The 21,140-nt window shown below is 70.9% G+C and carries 16 protein-coding genes, 1 tRNA gene and 1 pseudogene; 8 read left to right on the forward strand and 10 right to left on the reverse strand.

The features are described 5' to 3' along the window. Positions 1 to 5 precede the first annotated feature (5 nt). The gene (locus BBK82_RS12170) at positions 6 to 1,022 is read left to right on the forward strand and encodes an N-acetylglucosamine kinase (protein ID WP_065915114.1); all 1,017 of its coding nucleotides are present in this window, start codon (positions 6 to 8) and stop codon (positions 1,020 to 1,022) included. Positions 1,023 to 1,210: 188 nt separating this feature from the next. Here BBK82_RS12170 and BBK82_RS12175 read toward each other — a convergent pair whose 3' ends face one another. Next, positions 1,211 to 1,531 (reverse strand): hypothetical protein, encoded by a 321-nt coding sequence (locus BBK82_RS12175; RefSeq protein WP_065915115.1) that lies wholly within the window; start codon positions 1,529 to 1,531, stop codon positions 1,211 to 1,213. Between the two features lie 366 nt (positions 1,532 to 1,897). Here BBK82_RS12175 and BBK82_RS12180 point away from each other — a divergent pair, with 366 nt between their 5' ends. After that, the gene (locus tag BBK82_RS12180) at positions 1,898 to 2,626 is read left to right on the forward strand and encodes an SGNH/GDSL hydrolase family protein (protein WP_083267924.1); all 729 of its coding nucleotides are present in this window, start codon (positions 1,898 to 1,900) and stop codon (positions 2,624 to 2,626) included. Positions 2,627 to 2,773: 147 nt separating this feature from the next. Here the strand turns inward: BBK82_RS12180 and BBK82_RS12185 are convergent, their stop codons facing one another. Continuing rightward, positions 2,774 to 5,539, reverse strand: coding sequence for an AfsR/SARP family transcriptional regulator (locus tag BBK82_RS12185; protein ID WP_065915117.1), 2,766 nt, complete (start codon positions 5,537 to 5,539; stop codon positions 2,774 to 2,776). A gap of 102 nt (positions 5,540 to 5,641) precedes the next feature. Here BBK82_RS12185 and BBK82_RS12190 point away from each other — a divergent pair, with 102 nt between their 5' ends. Continuing rightward, entirely contained in the window at positions 5,642 to 6,676 is a 1,035-nt protein-coding gene (locus BBK82_RS12190; protein WP_065915118.1) for an ADP-ribosylglycohydrolase family protein, read from the forward strand. A 184-nt stretch (positions 6,677 to 6,860) separates the two neighbouring features. On the opposite strand, the gene BBK82_RS12195 is transcribed toward BBK82_RS12190, so the two are convergent. The 4 genes and pseudogenes from BBK82_RS12195 to BBK82_RS54010 form a co-directional block, all read right to left on the reverse strand. Further along, on the reverse strand, positions 6,861 to 7,604 hold the full coding sequence (locus BBK82_RS12195; protein WP_071812587.1) for an FAD:protein FMN transferase: 744 nt from the start codon (positions 7,602 to 7,604) through the stop codon (positions 6,861 to 6,863). Positions 7,605 to 7,606: 2 nt separating this feature from the next. Next, entirely contained in the window at positions 7,607 to 8,122 is a 516-nt protein-coding gene (locus BBK82_RS12200) for an FMN-binding protein (protein WP_065915119.1), read from the reverse strand. Between the two features lie 12 nt (positions 8,123 to 8,134). Next, the gene (locus BBK82_RS54005; protein WP_237048147.1) at positions 8,135 to 8,524 is read right to left on the reverse strand and encodes a ferredoxin reductase domain-containing protein; all 390 of its coding nucleotides are present in this window, start codon (positions 8,522 to 8,524) and stop codon (positions 8,135 to 8,137) included. A gap of 460 nt (positions 8,525 to 8,984) precedes the next feature. Continuing rightward, positions 8,985 to 9,263 (reverse strand): annotated as a pseudogene (locus BBK82_RS54010) (ferric reductase-like transmembrane domain-containing protein); the annotation flags it as partial. Positions 9,264 to 9,604: 341 nt separating this feature from the next. Here BBK82_RS54010 and BBK82_RS12210 point away from each other — a divergent pair. After that, on the forward strand, positions 9,605 to 10,303 hold the full coding sequence (locus BBK82_RS12210; RefSeq protein WP_170067905.1) for a response regulator transcription factor: 699 nt from the start codon (positions 9,605 to 9,607) through the stop codon (positions 10,301 to 10,303). An 8-nt stretch (positions 10,304 to 10,311) separates the two neighbouring features. Then, positions 10,312 to 11,712, forward strand: coding sequence for a sensor histidine kinase (locus BBK82_RS12215; protein ID WP_154697263.1), 1,401 nt, complete (start codon positions 10,312 to 10,314; stop codon positions 11,710 to 11,712). Positions 11,713 to 11,924: 212 nt separating this feature from the next. On the opposite strand, the gene mgrA is transcribed toward BBK82_RS12215, so the two are convergent. Then, positions 11,925 to 12,953, reverse strand: coding sequence for an L-glyceraldehyde 3-phosphate reductase (mgrA, locus tag BBK82_RS12220; RefSeq protein ID WP_065915121.1), 1,029 nt, complete (start codon positions 12,951 to 12,953; stop codon positions 11,925 to 11,927). 303 nt (positions 12,954 to 13,256) lie between these two features. After that, positions 13,257 to 13,329: transfer RNA gene (locus BBK82_RS12225), tRNA-Thr, on the reverse strand. A gap of 389 nt (positions 13,330 to 13,718) precedes the next feature. On the opposite strand from BBK82_RS12225, the gene BBK82_RS12230 reads away from it, so the two are divergent. The 3 genes from BBK82_RS12230 to otsB all read left to right on the forward strand — a co-directional run bounded on the left by BBK82_RS12230 (position 13,719) and on the right by otsB (position 19,016). Further along, positions 13,719 to 14,936 (forward strand): threonine/serine exporter family protein, encoded by a 1,218-nt coding sequence (locus BBK82_RS12230; RefSeq protein WP_418287489.1) that lies wholly within the window; start codon positions 13,719 to 13,721, stop codon positions 14,934 to 14,936. A gap of 69 nt (positions 14,937 to 15,005) precedes the next feature. After that, positions 15,006 to 16,439, forward strand: a complete 1,434-nt coding sequence (locus tag BBK82_RS12235; protein WP_065915122.1) for an alpha,alpha-trehalose-phosphate synthase (UDP-forming) — start codon at positions 15,006 to 15,008, stop codon at positions 16,437 to 16,439. A gap of 45 nt (positions 16,440 to 16,484) precedes the next feature. Beyond that, complete coding sequence (gene otsB, locus BBK82_RS12240; protein WP_065915123.1) at positions 16,485 to 19,016, forward strand: trehalose-phosphatase; 2,532 nt, start codon at positions 16,485 to 16,487, stop codon at positions 19,014 to 19,016. A gap of 36 nt (positions 19,017 to 19,052) precedes the next feature. Here otsB and BBK82_RS12245 read toward each other — a convergent pair whose 3' ends face one another. Both BBK82_RS12245 and radA read right to left on the reverse strand, forming a co-directional pair. After that, entirely contained in the window at positions 19,053 to 19,583 is a 531-nt protein-coding gene (locus tag BBK82_RS12245) for a hypothetical protein (protein WP_065915124.1), read from the reverse strand. A 61-nt stretch (positions 19,584 to 19,644) separates the two neighbouring features. Next, positions 19,645 to 21,069 (reverse strand): DNA repair protein RadA, encoded by a 1,425-nt coding sequence (gene radA / locus BBK82_RS12250; RefSeq protein ID WP_170067906.1) that lies wholly within the window; start codon positions 21,067 to 21,069, stop codon positions 19,645 to 19,647. Positions 21,070 to 21,140: the final 71 nt, after the last annotated feature.

The following is a 21,140-nucleotide window of genomic DNA, read 5'->3' on the forward strand; positions in this document are numbered from 1 at the left end:
CAACGATGACGGACCGGGTGCTCGCGATCGACGGCGGCAACAGCAAGACCGCTGTGCTGCTGGTCGACGCGGACGGCAAGGTGCTCGCGCAGGTGCGCGGACCGGGGGCACCGCCGCAGACCGTCGGCATGAAACGCGGACTCGACGTGTTCGAGGGCTTGGCGCGGGAGGCCGCGGTGCTGGCGGGGCTGTCCCCCGACGAGCCGATCGCCACGCACACAGCCGCCTACCTCGCGGGCGCGGACCTGCCCCGCGAGGAGGAGGAGCTGACGCGGGCGATCACCGAGCGCGGCTGGTCCCCCTCGGTCGTGGTCGGCAACGACACGTTCGCCCTGCTGCGGTCCGGTACGGCGTCCGGCGTGGGTGTCGCGGTCGTGTGCGGTGCCGGCATCAACGCCGTGGGCGTGGCCGCTGACGGGCGCACGCACCGGTTCCCGGCGCTGGGCCAGATCTCCGGTGACTGGGGCGGTGGCGGTCACCTGGGGGAGAAGGCGTTGTGGCTCGCGGTGCGCGCCGAGGACGGGCGTGGGGCTCCCACCGAGCTGCTGCCCGCGCTGCTGGCGCACTACGGCGAGACCTCGATCCTCACCGTGGTGGAGAAGCTGCACTTCCAGGAGGTCCAGTTCGACCCGCACGCGCTGAGCCCGATCCTGTTCGAGGTGGCCGGTCGCGGTGACGCCGTCGCGCAGTCCGTGGTCGACCGGCTGGTCGAGGAGGTCGTGCTGCTGTCGACGGTCTCGCTGCGCAAGCTCGGCCTGGTCGGCGAGCCGGTGGACGTGGTGCTCGGCGGTGGCGTGATGACCGGGACCGGCGAGACGGTGCTCGGGCCGGTGCGCGCGCGGGTGCTCGAGGTGGCGCCGCTGGCCAGGGTGCGGGTCGTCGACCTGCCGCCGGTGGTGGGCGCGGCGCTGCTGGGGCTGGACACGATCGGGGCGTCGCCGGGGGCGGAGCTGCGGTTGAGGTCGGCCTACGACGACCACCTGCCGGTGCAGGCGTCCGTGGAGGTCGCGGCAGGCGGATGACCCACGAGACCCCGTCTCAGGGGGCGGACCGGCGGCGGCGCCCCCTGAGACGGTTCCAGCCCCACTGCCGGGGGCGGACCAGGCGGCGGTGTCCCCGGCAGTGGTCCCACCCCTTCGGCGAGGGGGAGCTGACCAGGCGGCGGTGCTCCCCCTCGCCGAAGGTCCCAGGTCCAGCCCTCGCAGCGACGTCACGCGCCGACGTCGCTGCGGGGGCTTTCCTGTTGTCCGGAGGGCTCGCCGGATGCCGGGACCTGGCTCGGTGACGGCGCGGCGGAGGAACTCGGAGGCACCAGCGTCGAGGGCACCGGCAGCACCGGCAGCGACACCGGTGGAACCGGTCGCGGCACCGACGGCGGCACCTGCCGGGGAGCGGCGGGTTCGGGCCGCACCACCGGGTTCGAGTGCGGCGGCGGGGTCTCCGGGCGGCGGGCCGCGGGTGGTGCGGTGGCCTCGACGACGGAGGAGGGCGGGGTGAGCTCCATCGGCGGCTGGTCGCCGCCGATCGTCACCGCCTCGGGAGCCCGTGGGGATGTGGCCGGCGAGGGGGTGAGGGCCGCGGCGGCGAAGGTGGCGGCTGTGATGAGCGCGACACCTAGGGAAATGGGTGGAAGCGGCAAACCCGAACGCACCCGGCAGAAGTTAGCGACCGAATGAGACGAATCCCCCGGAACGACCTCAAGTTTCGCTCGATCGAGTGGTAAAAGGATCGTCACCCAAAGCGACAAAATCTAGGCTGCCATAACCGACGGTGGCGTAACCAGCGGTTCTTTGTGCATGCTGACCAGTCGCCGCGATCGGGAGCCGCGGGGCGAGAGGGGGATGTTGTGCTGCGTTGGAGAAGTCTGGTTTCACTGGGGGACAGTTTCACCGAGGGGATGGACGATCCCGGGCCCGCCGACACCTACGTCGGGTGGGCGGACCGGTTGGCGGGGCTGATGGCCAGGCAGGCGCCGGAGTTCCGGTACGCCAACCTCGCGATCAGGGGGAAGATGCTGCAGGAGATCGTGGACGAGCAGGTGCCGCTCGCGATCGCGCTCAAGCCGGACCTGGTGACGTTCTGCGGGGGCGGCAACGACATCCTGGTGCCGAACAGCGATCCGGACGCGCTGGCCGAGGTGTACGAGGTGGCGGTGGCCGACCTGCGGGCCGCCGGCAGCGACGTCGTCATCTTCACCGGGTTCGACACGCGGTCGACGCCGTTGCTGCGCAGCATCAGGGGCAAGGTCGCCATCTACAACTCACACCTGTGGTCCATCGCCGAGCGGTACCACTGCCGGATGGTCGACCTGTGGTCGATGCACGTGCTGCACGACCGCCGGGCGTGGAGCGAGGACCGGCTGCACCTGTCGCCGCAGGGGCACCAGCGGGTGGCGCTCAAGGCGTACGAGGTGCTGGGGCTCGCGGACGACCACGCCTGGAACGCGCCGTGGCCGCTGCTGGAGCAGGCGGACTGGGTGACCCAGCGCAAGGCCGATCTGAAATGGGCGCGGGAGCACGTGGTGCCGTGGATCGGGCGGCAGCTGCGCGGGGAGTCCATGGGGGACGGTCTGGCGCCGAAGCGGCCGGAGCTGTTGCCGTTGGCCAGGTGCGCGGACGAGGTCTAGCAAAAGGCGAGGGCCGACCGGCACTCTCCCCCGAATGCCGGTCGGCCCTCATTTCGGCGCAGGCGGCCTTACCCCCTCGGTAATCCCCCACTCGGCTGCCTGCACGTCCAACATCCCATGTTTTGGGACCAGACGACTAAACGCCCGCTAAACCTCGGACGACAACGAGTCCAGCGCGGCTCTCACCTCGACCACGCGCGACGAGTTGACCTGCGAGTACAGCCGCAGCGCCTCCGTCAACTCCGCTGAAGCCGCAACCCATTCCGCCCGCTGGAGCAACACCCCGGACAACACCTGGCGGCCGAAGCCCTCGGTGTAGGTCATCTCCGCAGCTCCCGCCATGTCCACGGCCTGGCGTGCCAGCGCCTCCGCCTCGTCGAGGTGGCCCGCCTGCAGGTGCAGCTCCGCGAGGTTCGCGAGGCCGTCCACGAGGGCGAGCTGGTCGCCGGAGCGGCGGTAGATCTCCACGGCGTGCGCCTGGTGCTGCAGGGCGATCTCGACGCGGCCGCGGGCCTGTTCGACCTGTGCCACGTTGTTGAGGCCGTGGCCCTCGCCGACCAGGTCGCCGGACTGCTGGGCGAGCTGCACGGACTCCCAGAAGTGCAGCAGCGCCTCGTCGTGCTGCTTGAGCCGGAACAACACGTCCGCGAGCTGCGCCAGCGTCAGCACCAGGTACTGCCGTTCACCGAGCTCGGTGGCCAGCCGGTGCGCGCGGCGGGCGTCGGGCAGCAGCACCGGGCGGCCCAGCCTCGCGTTGGTGACGTAGGTGGTGTCCAGCATGAGGATCTGGCCGAGCCGGCTGCCGGTCACCTCGGCGGCGGCCATGCCGAAGCCGACCAGCGCGACCCACTCGCCGGTCAACGCGCGCACGGTCGCGTAGCCGTGCAGCAACCGGACGAGCTGCCAGACCTGGTCGTGCAGGCCCGACTCGGCGGCCGCGTGCACGACCGCGACGATGTTCGGCCACTCCTGGTCGAACCAGGAGACCGGGTCGTCGTAGCCGGGCAGCGACGTGGACCCGCTGTCCCCCACCGCGAAGTCCAGTCCGTCGCGAGCCGGGCGGATGGCGCGGCGGACGTGGTCGCAGGCGACGAGGTAGTAGTTCACCAGGCGCCGCAACGAGTCCAGGTCCGCGCGGCCGGAGGTGCGCACGTACAGGCGCACCAGCTCGTGCATCGTGAACCCGTCCGGCCACGGTTCGACCAGCAGGTTCACCTCGACCAGCTGCTCCAGCCGGTCCCGCGCCGACTCGACCCTCGTGCGGGTCAGCGCGGCCACGGCGTGCGAGGACATCCACCGGCCGGGTGCGAGGCCGACGGAGGTGAAGACCTCACCGAGCTCGGACGGCAGGTCGCGGGTGGACAGGTCGAGCGCCCGCGACACCCCCACCCCGGCCTCGGGTAGGTCGAGCCCGCGCAACCGGTGCCCGTCGTCGGCCAGCTCCCCCACCAGCTCCTCGACGGTCCACTCCGGACTGATCACGAGCTTCGCCGCCGCCACCCGCAACGCGAGCGGCAGCCCGCCGCAGAGCTCGGCGAGCTTGCGCGCGGCGACCGGGTCCTCGTTCGACAACGGCTTGCCGAGCACGTCGTCCAGCAACGACCGCGCCGCCTCCTCGTCCAGCGGCCCGAGCTTGCGCACGCGGGCGCTGTTGGTGACGACGAGCCGTTCCATCCTGCTGCGCGAGGTCACCAGCACCACGGAGCCGGACCCCGGCGGCAGCAGCGGCAGCACCTGCTCGAACCCGGTCGCGTCGTCGAGCACCACGAGCACGCGGCGGCGGTTGAGCAGCGAGCGGTACAGCCCGACGCGGTCCACCACGGCCACCGGCACGCCGTCGGCGGGCACGCCCAGCGCCACCAGGAACCTGGTCAGGACCTCGCCCGGTTCGGTGTCGCCGAGCGAGGCGAACAGCACGCCGTGCGGGAACATCTCGGAGTTCTCGTGGCCCCAGGTGATCGCCAGCGCGCTCTTGCCGACTCCGGGCGGACCGGTCAGCACGGCGACCGTCGTCGCGAGCAGGTTCCTGGTGGCGCAGACGTTGTCGAGCCACACCTTGTCGTCGTCGCGGCCGAACAACCGGGTGGCCGACGCGGGCAGCAACGCCGGCGCCACGATGCCGGCGCGCGGTGCCACGGGGCGGCTGTCGACCGGGCCGAGCAGGCTGAGCGCCGGGTCGTCGCGCAGCACCTGCTCCTGCAGCAGCCGCAGCTCCGGGCCGGGGTCGATGCCGAGCTCGTCCACCGCACGGCGCTGGAACCGCTGGTAGGCCTCCAGGGCGTCCGCCCGCTGGCCGGACCGGTAGAGCGCGCGCATGCTGTGCGCGACCAGCCGTTCGCGGAACGGGTACTCGGTGCACAGCCCGCGCAGCTCGCCCACGAGCTCCAGGTGCCGGCCCAGCTCCAGCTCGGCCTCGATGCGCTCCTCCAGCGCCGAGAGCCGCAGCTCCTCGAGGTCCGAGGTCAGCGGGTCGCCCGGCACGTCCGCCAGCACCGGCCCGCGCCACAACCCGAGGGCCTCGCGCAGCAAGCCCGCCCTGATGGCGGCGGGCTTGCCGCGCGACGACGCCACGAGCTGCCGGGCGCGGTGCAGGTCGAGGCGCCACGGATCGACGGTCAGCTGGTACCCGGTCGGCGTGGTGCGGATCGTCGCCGATCCCGACGGGTCGGCCTCCTCCAGCACCTTGCGCAGCCGCGACACGTACCCGTGCACGATCGTGCGGGCCGTGGCCGGGGGCGCGTCCGTCCACAGCGCGTCCACGATGTGGTCGATCGAGACGGGTCGGTTCGCCTCGACCACCAGCATCGCGAGCAGACCGCGCATGCCCCGGCGGCCGAGCGGGACCACCCGGCCGTCCGCGAGCACCTGGAGTGGACCGAGCACGCCGAACTCGAGTCCGCTTTTGCTCCGCATGCCCCTCCCTCTGGTGCTCTGACCTCGTCGCTTGTACAGGTGGGCGACCGGCAGTCTCAGATACAAGTGCGGCCCAAGTCGGCGGGACGCTACTGTTCATCCGTGCCGCGAGATCCGAACTCCGTGGTTGACCGCGGCGCCGGGTGCCTCCTCGGCGGCGCTCTCGGTGATGCGCTCGGCGCACCGGTGCAGTACTTGGGCTGGGCCGACATCCAGCGCGAACACGGCACCGAAGGCGTTCTCGCACCGCCGAAGCCCGCCCTGGTCACCGACGACACGCAGCTGACGCTCTTCACCGCCGACGGCTACCTGCGCGCCTGGGTGCGCGGCAAGCGCACCTGCGAGTGGGAGCCGTCGGACATGGTCTGGCACAGCTACCGGCGCTGGTTGGTCACCCAGCAGCAACCGGCCCCCGAGCACGGCGCGGTCGGGCTGCTCGCCGACGAACGGCTGTACGAGAGCCGCTCACCCGGCCTGACGTGCCTGCGCGCGCTGGCCGCGGAGACACCGTCCACTCCGGAGAACCCGCACAACGAGTCGTCCGGCTGCAACGGCGTCACGCGCACCGCACCCGCCGGGTTCGCGCCGTCCGCGGCCATCGCCTACGACCTGGGTTGCCGGTTCGCGGCGCTGACACACGGCGGCACCGGCGGCTGGGTCTCCGGCGGCGCGCTCGCGTTGCTGGTGCACCTGCTCGCGGTGAAGGGCCGCCCGCTGCGCGAGGCGATCGACCAGGTCATCGGCCGGGTGCTGCGCGACGACACGTACACGGCGACGGTGCTGACGCGCGCGGTGGTGCTGGCCGAGGAACACGCCGGCTCCGCACCGGTGCGGGTCGACCGGCTCGGCTCCGGCTGGACCGGCCCGGAGGCGCTGGCGATCGCCGTCTACACCGTGCTGACGCACTCGAAGCCGGTGCAGTTCGTGGACGCGATGCGGGCCGCGGCCAACCACTCCGGCGGCAGTGACGCGACGGCGGCGCTGACCGGGAACGTGCTCGGCGCGTTGCACGGCACCGACGCGTTGCCGCGGGACTGGCTGAGCGGGCTCGAGCTGGTGGACGTGCTGGACGCGATGGGCCGCGACCTCGGGCGGTCCGCGGTGAACGCCGAGTTCGACGAAGACCGTTACGCCTAGCCAAAACAGGCTCGAAAACAGAGAGGGCCCTCGGGTGTGCGCTCCCGAATAGCGCGCACCCGAAGGCCCTCTCGCACGAGTGTTGGTCCACAGCTGGCCGGGTCTCACCCCGAGCGCGAGCCCCGCGTCAGCTCTTGATCAACGAAATGTGCCCCGGAGATCAAAGCCCCGTTGGGCGGGCATGTTAACAGATGTGTACCGGAAGTCCAGGACCGCGGAAGACCTGTCGATCTTCGTCGACGATGAACACCTCGCAGTCCGGCTGTGCCGCAGCCCACTCGATCCCGTCCCTGCCCAGCGAGAACGCCGCTGTGGCAGTGGTGTCCGCGATCGCCAGGTCGGCCGCGACGACTGTGACCGAAAGAATCCCGCGCGCCGGTTCGCCGGTGCGGCCGTCGAGGATGTGCTGCCCGCGTTCGTACAACGCTGACGTGGCAACGGCTCCGTCGCGCACGCCGAGCACCACGCACAGCGCGTCGGCCTGGTCGGGGTGCCGAACGCCCACGCGCCAAGGCTTTCCTGGTTCCGGTTCGCCGGCGACCACGACGTCGCCACCCGCGTTGAGGCAGAACCGGGTGGCCCCGGCCTCCTTCAGCAGATCGGCGGCGCGCTGCACGGCCCAGCCCTTCACGACCGCGCACGGGTCGAGGCCGCGGCCCGGTACCCGTGCGGTGAACGCGCCGCCGGTCGAGGTCTCGTACCAGTCGCACAGGTCCAGCACCTCGACGAGGTCCGGGGTGAGCTCCTCCCTGGTGAGCTCACCCCGGTCCAGCCGGGACACCTCGCTGTCCGCCTTGAAGGGCGAGAACTGGGCGTCCGCGGCGCGCAGCGACTCGAACGCCAGCTCGGCCAGCGCGGCGTCGCCGTCGCGCAGGTCCACCGAGATCGGCAGGCCCATGATCTGCTCGACGCGCCGCAGGGTCTGCACGGCTACCTCGCCGAGTCGATCGCGGCCTGCAGCGACTGCTTGTAGCCCTCGGAGGTCGCGGTCGCGCCGGAGACCGTGTCGATGTCGGCGCTCTGGGCCTGCAACGCCTCCTGGCGCAGGATCGGCAGCGCCATCCTGGTCGGGTTGGAGTTGGGTGCCCGCAACGCCTTCACGTCGGTGATCTTCGTGCCCTGGAACGTGACCTGCACCTGGACGGTGCCCTCCTCGGTCTGCACCGCGGGCCCGGAGACGGTCTTGGCCTGGTTCTGCTGCTGGGTCGTCGGCGCCGCACCGGAGGTCCGCGGCGCCCCCGGCTGAGGCGCGGCGGACCTCGGCGCGGTGGACTGCGGCGCTTTCGACTGGGGTGCCGTCGACTGCGGAACCTGGTTCTGCGCCTGGGTTTCCGGTGCGGCGGCGGCCTCGTTGATCTCGCCCTCGTGCGCCGCGCCCGGTTCGTACATCCACACCGGGACGAGGCCGGCGACGCTGAGCACCAGTACGGGGATAGCCCTCTTCACGTCGAACCCTTCTCAGTTGGCCAGCGCGAAGCGCTCGGCGTGGACCTGACTGGACGGCACACCCAGCTCGTCGAGGCTGCGCACGACGGCGTCGGTCATCGGGCCGGGACCGCAGATGAAGACGTCGCGGTCGGCCACGTCGGGCACCAGCGCGGCGATGTTCTCGGGGCCGAGCAGCGGGCCGTTGGGCGTGATGGTCTTCGAGGAGCCGGTGACCAGGCGCAGCGCCGCGCCCTTGGCCCTGGCGAGGCCTTCGAGCTCGCGCAGCAGCACGGCCTCGCGCGGGTCGCTCACCCGGTACAGCACCACGACGTGGCCCTTGATCTCCTCCAGCAGCGCACGGATCGGCGTGATGCCGACGCCGCCCGCGACGAGCAGTGCGTTCTGCTTGGTCTGGTGCATGGTCGTGAAGGCGCCGTACGGGCCTTCGGCGAACACGCGCGGAGCCGGTGCCCAGCGCCTTCGCGGTGAGCCGCAGGTACTTGCCGTTCGGCGCGGCGGACAGCGAGAACGGGTTGGCCTGCCACCAGCGGTCCTTGGTCAGGAAGCGCCACAGGAAGAACTGGCCCGCCTGCGCGCCGAGCCGGTCGAGGTCCTTGCCCTCGACGTAGACGGAGACGACGTTGTGCGCCTCCGGCACGACGGCGGCGACCCGGAACTGGTGGCGGCGGTTGCGCCAGATCGGGAGCAGGAACCGGCCGACGACCACCGAGCCGATCGCGAAGCCCCACAGCGCCCACCAGTAGGCGGTGGCGAGCTCGGACTTGCGGAACGTGCTGCCGACCGCGACCTGGTGCGTGAACGCGAGGAAGATCGCGACGTAGGTGTAGAGGTGGATGAAGTGCCAGGTCTCGTAGGCCATCCGGCGCCGGGCGAACCGGGCGGAGACCACGCCGACGACCATGATGACCGCCCACGCCACCAGCGCGCGGAGGATGCCTTCGAGCTCGGTGGCCTGCCGGACCACCTCGGCGAGCGGGCCGTCGGGGCCCGCGTTGCCGAACGCGATGAACGTCAGGTGCCCGACCAGCATCCAGAAGATCGTGAAGCCGACCCAGCGGTGCCACGAGGTGAGCTTGTCCATGCCGAGCCTGCGGTCGAGCCACGGCAGCCGGGCGATCAGCAGCAGCTGGAACGCCATCGCGAGCGCGCCGTACAGGCCGGTCAGCCGGCCCAGGTTGACCAGCTTGTTCGAGCCGGCACCGGCCGCGTTGAACAGGTAGGTGACGAACGCCGCGTTGGCCAGGAGGAACACGTAGAGGCCGGCTTTGGCCAGCACCTTGTGCGGCGTCGCACGGCCGGCACGCGCCGGTCGCACGGGTGGCTGCAGGGTGGTCGTCACGGCGGTCTCCTCGTCGGGCGGTCAGGTCGGTGATCAGCTGTGTTCGAGCATTGGCGGTCGAGCTGTGGCCCCGCTGTTCGCGGCCTGTCGACTTCCTGTCGATCGAGCGGGCCGGGTACCAGGTGACGCACCATGAGCACGTGGACAAGGGGAACTCGGTTCGATTGCTCGTCGTGGACGATGAGCCGCACATCGCTGACCTGGTCGCGACGGTCGCCCGGTACGAGGGCTGGCAGGCCACGACCGCGCACAACGGCGAGGACGCGCTCAGAGAGGCCGCCGAGTTCCAGCCGGACATCGTCGTGCTCGACCTCATGCTGCCTGACCTGGACGGGTTCACCGTTCTTGATCGTCTGCGGTCGGCGGGGGCGATGGTTCCGGTGGTGTTCCTGACCGCGCGCGACGGCACCGCGGACCGGGTGGCCGGGCTCACCCGCGGCGGCGACGACTACCTCGTGAAACCGTTCTCGGTCGAGGAGCTGATGGCGAGGCTGCGGGCGGTGCTGCGGCGCTCGACCGGTCCGTCGTGGAAGCGGTCGGTGCTGAAGGTGGCCGACCTGCTGATGGACGAGGACACCCGCGAGGTCCGCCGCGGCGGCAAGCTCGTGACGCTGACACCGACCGAGTACGAGCTGCTGCGGTACCTGATGCGGCGCTCGCCCGCCGTGCTGACCAAGGCGCAGATCCTCGACCACGTCTGGGAGTACGACTTCGGCGGCCGGTCCAACGTGGTCGAGCTGGTCATCTCGCACCTGCGGCGCAAGCTCGACGACGGCCGCGAGCCGCTGATCCACACCGTCCGGGGCGTGGGGTACGTGCTGCGCCGGGCAGCGGAATGAAGCAGTGGATGAAGCCGATCGGCCAGTGGCGGCTGGGCACCCGCCTCGCACTCGCCCTCGGCGCGCTGGCGCTCACGGTGTTCGTGATCGTCGGCTGGGTCATGGTCGCCTCGATGCAGACGTTCCTCGACCGGCGGCTCGACGACCAGATGGCGATCAGCCAGCAGGGCGCGGCCAACGAGGTCAAGGCGCACTGGCGGGTCAGCAAGATCCCGCCGGACTGGTACGCGGTCGTCTACGTGAGGCAGGACGGCGAGCTGCGGCCCCAGCCCGGTGACCAGCAGCCGGCCGACCGCGAGGAGTTCGACGCGCTCGCGAAGAAGGCGTTGGACGGCGACCTGTTCGAGACCGGGTACCTGCGCGGCGACGGCAAGTTCCGGCTGCGCGCGTGCCAGATCGTCAAGGACGAGATCGTGCTGGTCAGCGGCGCCCCGATGGACGACCGGGACGGCACGCTGTCGCAGCTCATCACGGTCGGGGTGATCGCGTTCCTGGCCGCGCTGGTGGCGTTGGTGGTGGGCGGCCAGGCGCTGATCCGCAAGGGCATGCGGCCGTTGTCGGACATGGCCGACACCGCGCACGACATCTCCTCGCACGACCTGACCGACTCGAACCGCCTGGCGGTGCGGGTGAACGGCGCCGGCGGCGGCGTCGAGGTCGAGGAGCTGCGCGAGGCGTTCAACAACATGCTCGCGCACATCGACTCGTCACTGGCCGCGCGCACGGCCGCCGAGCAGCGGCTGCGCCGGTTCATCGCCGACGCGTCACACGAGCTGCGCACGCCGTTGACGTCGTTGCGCGGCTATGCGGACCTCTTCCGGTACGCGGCGGCGAACGAACCGGGCGAACGCGAGCAGCACCTGGAGAAGCTGCGCTCGGAGGCGGCGCGGATGAGCGTGCTGCTCGACGACCTGTTGCTGCTGGCCCGGCTGGACTCCGCGGAGTCGGAGCCGCCGTTGCGCCCGGAGGAGATGGACCTCGCGGTGGTCACGGACGCGGCCGCCGACGCGTTCCGGGCCGCGCGGCCGACGCACGAGCTGGAGGTCGACGCCGACACGGTGCGGATGACCGCCGACCCGACCCGGTTGCGGCAGGTGCTCGACAACCTGCTGACCAACGCGGCCGTGCACACCCCACCGGGCACGCTCGTGTCGTTGCGGGTGACGGCCGAGAACGGCTCGGCGGTGATCAGGGTGTCCGACACCGGCCCCGGCATCCCGGAGGCCGACCAGGCGCGGATCTTCGACCGGTTCTACCGCGTCGACAACTCGCGCACCCGCCAGCGCGGCGGCTCCGGCCTCGGCCTGGCCGTCGTCCAGTCCCTCGTGCACGCCCACGGCGGCACCATCGCCCTGGCCAGTCGCCCCGGCTCGACCGTCTTCGAGATCCGCCTCCCCCGCCACCGCTGACCGCACGCGGGGACCTTCCGTCCTGTCACACCGTACGAAAGCTCCCCGCGTGGCGCTGTCAGCCGCACCGCCAAGCCGCCTCGCTCTGCAGGAGCGCACGAAGGGTCCCCGCGTGCGTGAGAAGGGACGCGGGACTCCCGCGTGACTTGGAAAGGGAACGTGGGGCTCCCGCGTGGCCCAGAGGGGAACGCGGGAGCCACGCGTGACGGGAGTTATTCGGCTTGGGAAGAGGGGGCCCAGAGGTCGATGCCGGATTCCACGGCGTGCTTGTCGATCTCGGCGAGCTCGTCGTCGGTCAGCGGCGGGGCCTGCAGGGCGGCGAGGTTCTGTTCCAGCTGGCCTACCGACGAGGCGCCGATCAACGCCGAGGTGACCCGCGGGTCGCGGATCGTCCAGGTCAGCGCGAGCTGGGCGAGCGACTGGCCGCGGGAGGCGGCAATGTCGTTGAGAGCGCGGATGCGGCCGAGGTTCTCGTCGGTGAGCAGGTCGGTCGACAGCGACTTGCCCTGCGAGGCGCGCGAGCCCTCCGGGATGCCGTTGAGGTAGCGGTCGGTCAGCATGCCCTGCGCGAGCGGCGAGAACGCGATGCAGCCGGCGCCGACCTCCTCCAGCGTGTCGAGCAGCTCCGGCTCGATCCAGCGGTTGAGCATCGAGTAGCTCGGCTGGTGGATCAGCAGCGGCACGCCCGCGCTGCGCAGCAGCTCGGCCGCCTCGCGAGTCTTGGCCGGCGAGTACGACGAGATGCCGACGTAGAGCGCCTTGCCCTGCTGCACGGCGGACACGAGGGCGCCCATCGTCTCTTCCAGCGGCGTCTCCGGGTCGAACCGGTGCGAGTAGAAGATGTCGACGTAGTCGAGGCCCATCCGGGTCAGCGACTGGTCGAGCGAGCTCAGCAGGTACTTGCGGCTGCCCCACTCGCCGTACGGGCCGGGCCACATGTCGTAGCCCGCCTTCGTGGAGATCACGAGCTCGTCGCGGTACGGCCCGAGGTCGTCCTTGAGGATCTGCCCGAACGTGATCTCCGCGGAGCCGTACGGCGGGCCGTAGTTGTTGGCGAGGTCGAAGTGCGTGACGCCGAGGTCGAACGCCCTGCGCGCAATGCCGCGCCCGGACTCGTAAGGCCGGTCGCCGCCGAAGTTGTGCCACAGGCCGAGCGAGATGGCGGGCAGCTTGAGGCCGCTGCGTCCCGTCCGCCGGTAGGTCATCTGGTCGTAGCGCGCGCTATCCGCGAGGTAGGACATGCGCCCACAATGTCACGTCCCGCTGGGACGGAGCAGGACACGAATCGGGCCGTCACAGCCTGTTCACCGGTGAACAGGATCAGTCTTGCGGCCGATCTCACGATTCCCGGTACGGACCGCGGTGGCACACCGGGAAGCGAACTGGCGAACGGACCAGGCGCCGAGAGGCATGCGGAACCGCATCCGGCCGTTCGCCACGCTGTGTGCCGAAGCCATTACGGGAGGGGTTCGCAATAGCCGGCGAAGTGTCACCCGTGAATGCGACAGGGGCCCGCCCACCTGGGCGAACCCCTGTTCTCGACGAGCCGGCGAGGGGAATCGAACCCCTAACCTTTCGCTTACAAGGCGAGTGCTCTGCCAATTGAGCTACGCCGGCCTGGCTCGTGCCCGCGAACATCGTAAGCGCCCGTTGCGGGAGCTACCTGCGGCGAACGGTCTGCTCTCAGTGTGATCGGATTGCTCCGACCGGAGCTGCACCAACCAACTGAGTGGCGCAAAGCGCCGAACCGCTCGCCTTGACCAGGTCAGGAGGGTAACCAACGGACAGTGATCATGTCCTCCTTTTCGGGTCCCCCGATCGGAGGTGGCCGATGCCACAGCAACGGCCCAAGAACTTCGCACGATCACACGACGGAGGTGCGCGAGATTTCCACGAACAACTTGCACGGCCCCTCGCTACCCGACGACACCACGGTTCACCTGGTACTCGATCTCGCCCTGAGGATCGGTGAGGTCCAAATGGCCAGTGGAGCCAGCGCGGCGGATGTGACAGCCACGATCCTCTCGGTCACCGAGAGCTATGGACTGCCGCACACCGAGGTCGACGTGATCTACACCTCCATCAGCGTGTCGTGCCACCGCGGCTGGGGCGCTCCACCGATCACCGCGGTCCGGGTCGTGCGGCAACGCAGCCTCGACTACACGCGGCTGGCGGCGGTCGAGCACCTGGTGCGCAACCTCGGCCCGATCGAGGAGGCGCACTCGGAGCTGGAGCAGATCACCAACGCCCCGCACCCGTACCCGCGCTGGGTCGCCACGGCCGCGTGGGCGGGCATGGCGGCGGCGGTCGCGTTCCTCGTCGGCGGCGGGCTGTCGCTCGCGATCACCGCGGCCGTCGTCACCGCCGTGATCGACCGGGTCGGGCGGGTGCTGAACCGGCGCGCACTGCCGTTCTTCTTCCAGCAGCTGGTCGGCGGCGCGCTGGCCACGGGTGCCGCGCTGACCGTGTACTGGACCGGGCTGCTGCCCGCGGTGCGGCCGAGCCTGCTGGTGGCGGTCGGGATCGTGGTGCTGCTCTCCGGGCTCGCCCTGGTCAGCACCGTGCAGGACGCCATCTCCGGCTACAACGTCACGGCAGCAGGACGCACCGTGGAGACCGTGCTGCTCAGCGCCGGTCTGATCGCGGGCGTCGCGCTGGCCATCCGCACCGCGGTCCACTTCGGACTGCCCATCCGGCTCAGCGACCCGCTGCCCGCGCTGATCTCCGCGGTGCCGATGCAGTTCGCGGCGGGTGCGGCGACCAGCGCGTTCTTCGCCCTCGCCTGCTACGCCCGGCCGCGCGCGCTCGTCGCCGCCGCGGTGTCCGGTGCGATCGGCACGGCGTCGTACGGCCTGGCCACCAGCGCCGGGGTGGACGCGCTGCTCGCCTCCGCGGTGGCGGCCGCGATCACCGGGTTCGGCGGCGCGACGATGACCCGCCGGCTGCGCATCCCGACGCTGGTCGTGGTGCAGGCGGGGGTGGTGCCGCTGCTGCCGGGCTGGACGACCTACCGGGGCCTGTTCCAGCTCACCGCGGAGGGCGATCCGGCCGGGTTGAGCACACTCGTGTTCGCGAGTGGCATTGCTCTCGCCCTGGCCGGAGGGGTGGTGTTCGGCGAGTACCTGGCCCAGCCGGTGCGCTACGGACTGGGGCGCCTGGAGCGGAAGTTCGCTGGTCCGCGCATGTCCGGTCCGCTCAAACCCACCAGGCGTCGTTTGGAGTGAAACTCGCTGTGACGGGGGTTACACGACACGCCGAGAAGTCGCCGTCGCACTAGCCTCAGAAATGTGAGCATGGACATTGGCGAGAACGGGGCGGAATTCGTAGTCGTGGCCAACCGGCTGCCGGTTGACCTGGAGCGCTTGCCCGACGGAACCGAACGGTGGAAGCACAGCCCCGGCGGGCTGGTCAGCGCGCTCGAACCGTTCCTCCGCTCACACAGCGGCGCCTGGGTCGGCTGGCCCGGCATCGCCGACGCCGACGTGTCGCCCTTCGAGGACGACGGCCTGCTGCTGCACCCGGTGTCGCTGTCGGCCAAGGAGGTCGAGGACTACTACGAGGGGTTCTCGAACGGCACCCTCTGGCCGCTCTACCACGACGTCGTGGCGCAGCCCGCGTTCCACCGGCACTGGTGGAACGCCTACGTGAAGGTCAACCAGCGGTTCGCCGACGCGACGGCGAAGGTGGCGGCGCAGGGCGCGACGGTGTGGGTGCAGGACTACCAGCTGCAGCTCGTCCCGGCGATGCTGCGCGAGCAGCGGCCCGACCTGAAGATCGGCTTCTTCCTGCACATCCCGTTCCCGCCGGTCGAGCTGTTCATGCAGCTCCCGTGGCGCACGGAGATCATCCGCGGCCTGCTCGGCGCCGACCTGGTCGGCTTCCACCGGCCCGGCGGCGCGCAGAACTTCCTCTGGCTGGCCCGGCGCCTGGTGGGCCTGGAGCCGAGCCGCGGCACCGTCGGTGTCAGGACCCGGCCAGGTGTCGTCCAGGTCGGCGACCGCACGGTGCGGGTGGGCGCGTTCCCGATCTCGATCGACAGCGCGGGCCTCGACGCGGTCGCCCGCAAGAAGGAGACGCAGGCCCGCGCGAAGCAGATCCGCGAGGACCTCGGCAACCCGAAGCGCATCCTGCTGGGCGTGGACCGCCTCGACTACACCAAGGGCATCGACGTCCGGATCAAGGCCCTCTACGAGCTGATCGCGGACGGCCGGGTCGACCCGGAGGACGTCGCGATGATCCAGCTGGCCACGCCCAGCCGCGAGCGGGTCGACCACTACATCACGATGCGCCAGGACATCGAGCAGTCGGTCGGCCGGATCAACGGCGAGTTCGGGCGGGTCGGCAAGCCGGTCGTGCACTACCTGCACCAGTCGGTGAACCGCGAGGAGCTCGTGGCGTTCATGAGCGCCGCCGACGTCATGGTGGTGACGCCCGTTCGGGACGGAATGAACCTGGTGTGCAAGGAGTACGTGGCCTGCCGATATGATCTTGGTGGAGCTCTGGTGCTCAGCGAGTTCGCCGGCGCTGCCGCAGAACTGACCAGTGCGTTCCTGGTGAACCCCCATGATCTGGACGGTGTCAAGAACGCACTGCAGGCCGCCCTCGACATCGATCCCGCGGAAGGCCGCCGTAGGATGCGCGCGCTGCGCCGCCAAGTCCTCACCCACGACGTTGATCGCTGGGCAAGGTCGTTCCTGGAGGCGTTGGGCACGCAGACCTCGGTCTGAATCCTTTCAGATCCCACTGACCCATCGAGTGCTCCAGGAGGGGCGTTGACCGCCGAGGCCCTCCCCGCCGACCTGCGCCGAGCTGTGTGCCAGCTCGCGCGGACCCCGCGACTACTGGTCGCCAGTGACTACGACGGAACACTCGCGCCGATCGTGAGCGACCCGGAGGCGGCCCGCCCGCTCCCGGAGTCGGTGAACGCACTGCGTTCACTAGCGTCGCTGCACGAGACGACGTCGGCTGTGATCTCCGGTCGTGCGCTGCGCGACCTGGCCACCCTGTCCCGCCTGCCGGGCGAGGTCCACCTCGTCGGTTCCCACGGATCGGAGTTCGACGTCGGCTTCGTGCACGCGCTGGACGCCGACGCCAAGGCGTTGCTCCGGCGCATCGAAGCCGAGCTCGAAGAGATCGTCGACGGCCAGCAGGGCGTCCAGCTGGAGGTGAAGCCCGCCTCCGTCGCCGTGCACGTGCGCCGTGCCGCGTCGGAGGAGATCGGCGAAGCCGTGCTGGCCGCCGTCCGCTCCGGTCCGTGCACGTGGGACGGCGTGCAGGTGACCGAGGGCAAGGCCGTCATCGAGCTCGCCGTCGTGCAGACCGACAAGGGCCACGCCCTCGACATCCTGCGCCACCAGGTCGGGGCGACCGCCGCGATCTTCCTCGGCGACGACGTCACCGACGAGAAGGCGTTCGCCCGCCTGACCGGCCCGGACGTGGGCATCCGCGTCGGCGCCGGCGAGTCGCTGGCCCAGTACCTCGTCGACGACCCGTCCGACGTGGCCACGGTGCTCGCGTTTTTGCTGGAGGAGCGGCGCGCGTGGCTGCACGGCGACCAGGCCGTGCCGATCGAGCGCCTGACGATGCTCGCCAACGAGCGTTCCGTTGCACTCGTGACCCCGGACGCGAAGATCAACTGGCTGTGCCACCCGGAGCCGGACTCGGCCGCGATCTTCGCGGACCTGCTCGGCGGACCGGCGGCCGGCCACTTCTCGATCAAGCCGGAGCACGGTTCGCTGCCCCTGGGCCAGCGCTACCTGCCGGGCACGATGATCGTGGAGACCCGCTGGTCGCGACTGCTCGTGACGGACTACCTGGAGCACGACCTCGCCTCGCACCGCACCGACCTGGTGCGGCGCATCTCCGGCTCGACCAACGCGGTGATCACGTTCGCGCCGCGCCCGGAGTTCGGCCAGGTCCCGGTGCGGTTCATCCGCGAGCGCGAAGGCCTGCGCGTGGTCGGCACGTCCGACCCGATGGTGCTGCGCTCCCCCGGTGTCGACTGGGAGATCACCTCCGACGGCATGCAGGAGACCGCGCGCGCCGTGGTCCGCCCGCGCGAGGGCGCGCCGGTGTTGCTGGAGCTGCGCTGCGGCACCGACGACATCTCCGAGCACGCCCTGAACGAGTCGGTGCGCCGTGACCGCGCGGCCGGCTACTGGTCGGACTGGGCGGCGGGCCTGAAGCTCCCGACCGTGCAGACGGACCTGGTGCTTCGTTCGGCACTGACGCTGCGCGGCCTGGTCCACAAGGACTCCGGCTCGATCATGGCGGCGGCCACCACGTCACTGCCCGAGGAGCTCGGCGGCGTCCGCAACTGGGACTACCGCTACTGCTGGCTGCGCGACGGCGCGATGACCGCCGCCGCCCTGGTGTCGGTGGGCTCGTTCGCGGAGGCCGACGGCTTCCTCGCGTGGCTGCACGGCGTCCTGGAGACCATCCCGGGCCCCGAGCGGCTGCACCCGCTCTACACGCTGCACGGCACGCAGCTCGGCGCCGAGGCCGTGATCGACACGCTGCCCGGCTACGCGGGCTCCCGCCCGGTCCGCGTCGGCAACCTCGCCAACCAGCAGGTCCAGCTCGACGTGTTCGGCCCGGTCGTCGACCTGGTCGTGCAGCTGGCGTCGGCCCGCGGCTCGCTCTCGGACAACGACTGGGCGATGGTCCAGGCGATGGCCGAGGCCGTGGCCCGCCGCTGGCACGAGCCCGACCACGGCATCTGGGAGGAACGGCACGCGCCGCGCCACCACGTGTACTCGAAGGTCATGTGCTGGCTGACCATCGACCGGGCGATCAAGCTCGGCGAGCAGTTCGGCCGTGAGCTGGACCCGTCGTGGGTGCCGTTGCGCGACACGATCGCGACGGACGTGCTGAAGAACGGCTGGAACGACGAGGTCCAGTCGTTCACGACCGCCTACGACGGCGACGACCTGGACGCGGCGTCGTTGTTCGTCGGCCTGTCCGGGCTGATCGACCCGGCCGACGAGCGGTTCCAGTCGACGGTGACCGCGATCGAGGCCGAGCTGCGGTCCGGGTCGACGGTGTACCGGTACCACCGCGACGACGGCCTGCCCGGCGACGAGGGCGGGTTCCACCTGTGTGCGGCCTGGATGATCGAGGCGTACCTGCTGACCGGGCGGCGGACCGAGGCCGAGGAGCTGTTCGGGCAGATCGTGGCGGCGGCCGGGCCGACCGGGCTGCTGCCGGAGGAGTACGACCCGGTGGCGGAGCGGTCGCTGGGGAACCACCCGCAGGCGTACTCGCACCTCGGGTTGATCAGGTGTGCGCAGTTGCTGTCGCAGTGAGTTGAGTTCGTTCGAGTGCCGCCGCGGTCGTGATTTTCACGGGCGCGGCGGCACTTTTTCGATGACCCTTGCGGTGCCCGGGGAAGGGCCCAGCAGGGTGATCTGGTCGCCCTTTGCCAGGTGGGCCCAGGCTGGGGGGACGAACGGGCGCAGGCGGGCCGTGGCGCGTTCGCCGGCGTGCAGCGTGGGCTTGGACTCGATCCACAGGGCGGCGACGCGGGTTTCCCCCGTCAGGTCCCAGGTTGGGCGTTCGTTCCTGGCGTTGAGAGGGTCGGCGCTGTGGGCGAGAGTGAGTTGGACGCGGAGCAGGCCTTGGATTGATTCCACGCAGCGCCACTGGGGCCAGGACGGGTCGTGGTCCAGTTGGATGGCCGCTTCGGTGAGGAGGGCCCAGAAGCGCGGGGTCTGCCAGGTGTTGCCGGGGTGGTCGGACAGGAGGTCCAGGACCAGGTCGTACTCCTCGTGGTCGAGGTAGTCCTGGACCTCGTCGGAGGGGATGTCGGGTGGGAGTTGGGCGGCGGCCAGGCGGAGGAGCTCGCCGATTTCGTGGTCGTGGATCGACGGCACGTGGAGTATTCGATCACTTGGTGAGGGCCCGCCTGGCGGCGGGCTGTTCCTGAGGCGTGGGCTAGTCGTTGTCGTTGTCGTTGTCAGGGGCGTCCTTGGCGTTCTTGCCGCCATTGCTTCCACCGCTGCTGCGGCGGTTGAGGCCGAGGACCTCCAGGGCCGAGACGAGGTCGTTGGCCACCAAGGCGCGGACGCCGTCCGGGAGTGGGCCGTGGTCTGGTGGGACCAGGGCCTTCTTGAAGCCGAGCCGGGCCGCTTCCTGGAGGCGTTTGCCGACGCCGTTGACCCTGCGGATCTCGCCGGCGAGGCCGACTTCGCCGAGGACGACCAGGTCGGCGGGCAGGGCGATTTCGCGTTCCGCGGAGGCTACGGCGAGGACCACGGCGAGGTCGGCGGCGGGTTCGACCAGGCGCATGCCGCCGACGGTGGCGGTGAAGACGTCCTTTTGGAAGAGGTTGACCTTGCCGCGCTTTTCGAGGACGGCCAGGGCCATGGAGATGCGGGCCGAGTCGAGGCCGCTCACCGCTCGGCGGGGGGCCGGAAGGTTGGTTTTGGCGACCAGGGCTTGGACCTCGCCGAGCATGGGGCGTTTGCCCTCGACGATGACGGTGACGCAGGTGCCTTCGACTGCCTTTTCGCGGCGGGTGAGGAAAAGGCCGGAGGGGTCGGGGACGCCGACGATGCCGTCGTCGCGGAGTTCGAAGCAGCCGACCTCGTCGGCGGCGCCGTAGCGGTTCTTGATGCCTCGCAGGAGGCGGAGGGAGGAGTGGCGGTCGCCTTCGAACTGGAGGACGACGTCGACGAGGTGTTCGAGGACGCGGGGGCCCGCCACTGAGCCGTCCTTGGTGACGTGGCCGACGAGGACGACCGGGAGGCCGCGTTCCTTGGCCATGGCGATGAGGCCCGAGGCGACGGTGCGGACCTGGGTGACGCCGCCGGGGACGCCCTCCACGGAGACGGTCGACATGGTCTGGATGGAGTCGACGATCAGCATGGAGGGTTTGACGGCGTCGACCTGGCCGAGGAGCGCGCTGAGTTCTGACTCGGCGGCGAGGTACATCTCGGGGTGGAGGTTGCCGGTGCGTTCGGCGCGGAGGCGGACCTGGCCCGCGGACTCCTCGCCGGTGACGTAGAGGCAGCGGCCGTGGGACTCGGCCCAGCGGTGGGCGGTCTCGAGGAGGAGGGTCGACTTGCCGACGCCTGGTTCGCCGGCCAGCAGGACGACGGCGCCGGGGACGAGGCCGCCACCCAGGACGCGGTCGAACTCGCTCACGCCCGTCGTGAGGGCGCGGGCCGACTCGATGTCGACCTCGCCGATGGGGCGGGCCGCCGACGTCGGGGCGCCTGCCACCACGCGGGTCGCGGATGCGGTGCCGCGTTCCTCGATGCTGCCCCAGGCCTGGCACTCGGGGCAGCGGCCGAACCACTTCGCCACCTCGTGCCCGCACTCGGCACAACGGAAGATCGGCCGCGCTGTCTTCGCCACGCCTCGAACGGTAGAGCACACCCCCGACAGAAACCGGAACCAGCAGGTCAGCGGGGATGCGGAAGTTCTTT

The organism is Lentzea guizhouensis (assembly GCF_001701025.1).
Classification (GTDB): domain Bacteria; phylum Actinomycetota; class Actinomycetes; order Mycobacteriales; family Pseudonocardiaceae; genus Lentzea; species Lentzea guizhouensis.

Bases quoted from the DNA above. Each gene is read 5' to 3' on its own strand.
- BBK82_RS12170 (WP_065915114.1), top strand. From the start codon at position 6: ATGACGGACCGGGTGCTCGCGATCGACGGCGGCAACAGCAAGACCGCT.
- BBK82_RS12180 (WP_083267924.1), top strand. From the start codon at position 1,898: ATGGACGATCCCGGGCCCGCCGACACCTACGTCGGGTGGGCGGACCGG.
- BBK82_RS12185 (WP_065915117.1), bottom strand. From the start codon at position 5,539: ATGCGGAGCAAAAGCGGACTCGAGTTCGGCGTGCTCGGTCCACTCCAG.
- BBK82_RS54005 (WP_237048147.1), bottom strand. From the start codon at position 8,524: ATGCACCAGACCAAGCAGAACGCACTGCTCGTCGCGGGCGGCGTCGGC.
- BBK82_RS12215 (WP_154697263.1), top strand. From the start codon at position 10,312: ATGAAGCCGATCGGCCAGTGGCGGCTGGGCACCCGCCTCGCACTCGCC.
- mgrA (WP_065915121.1), bottom strand. From the start codon at position 12,953: ATGTCCTACCTCGCGGATAGCGCGCGCTACGACCAGATGACCTACCGG.
- BBK82_RS12235 (WP_065915122.1), top strand. From the start codon at position 15,006: ATGGACATTGGCGAGAACGGGGCGGAATTCGTAGTCGTGGCCAACCGG.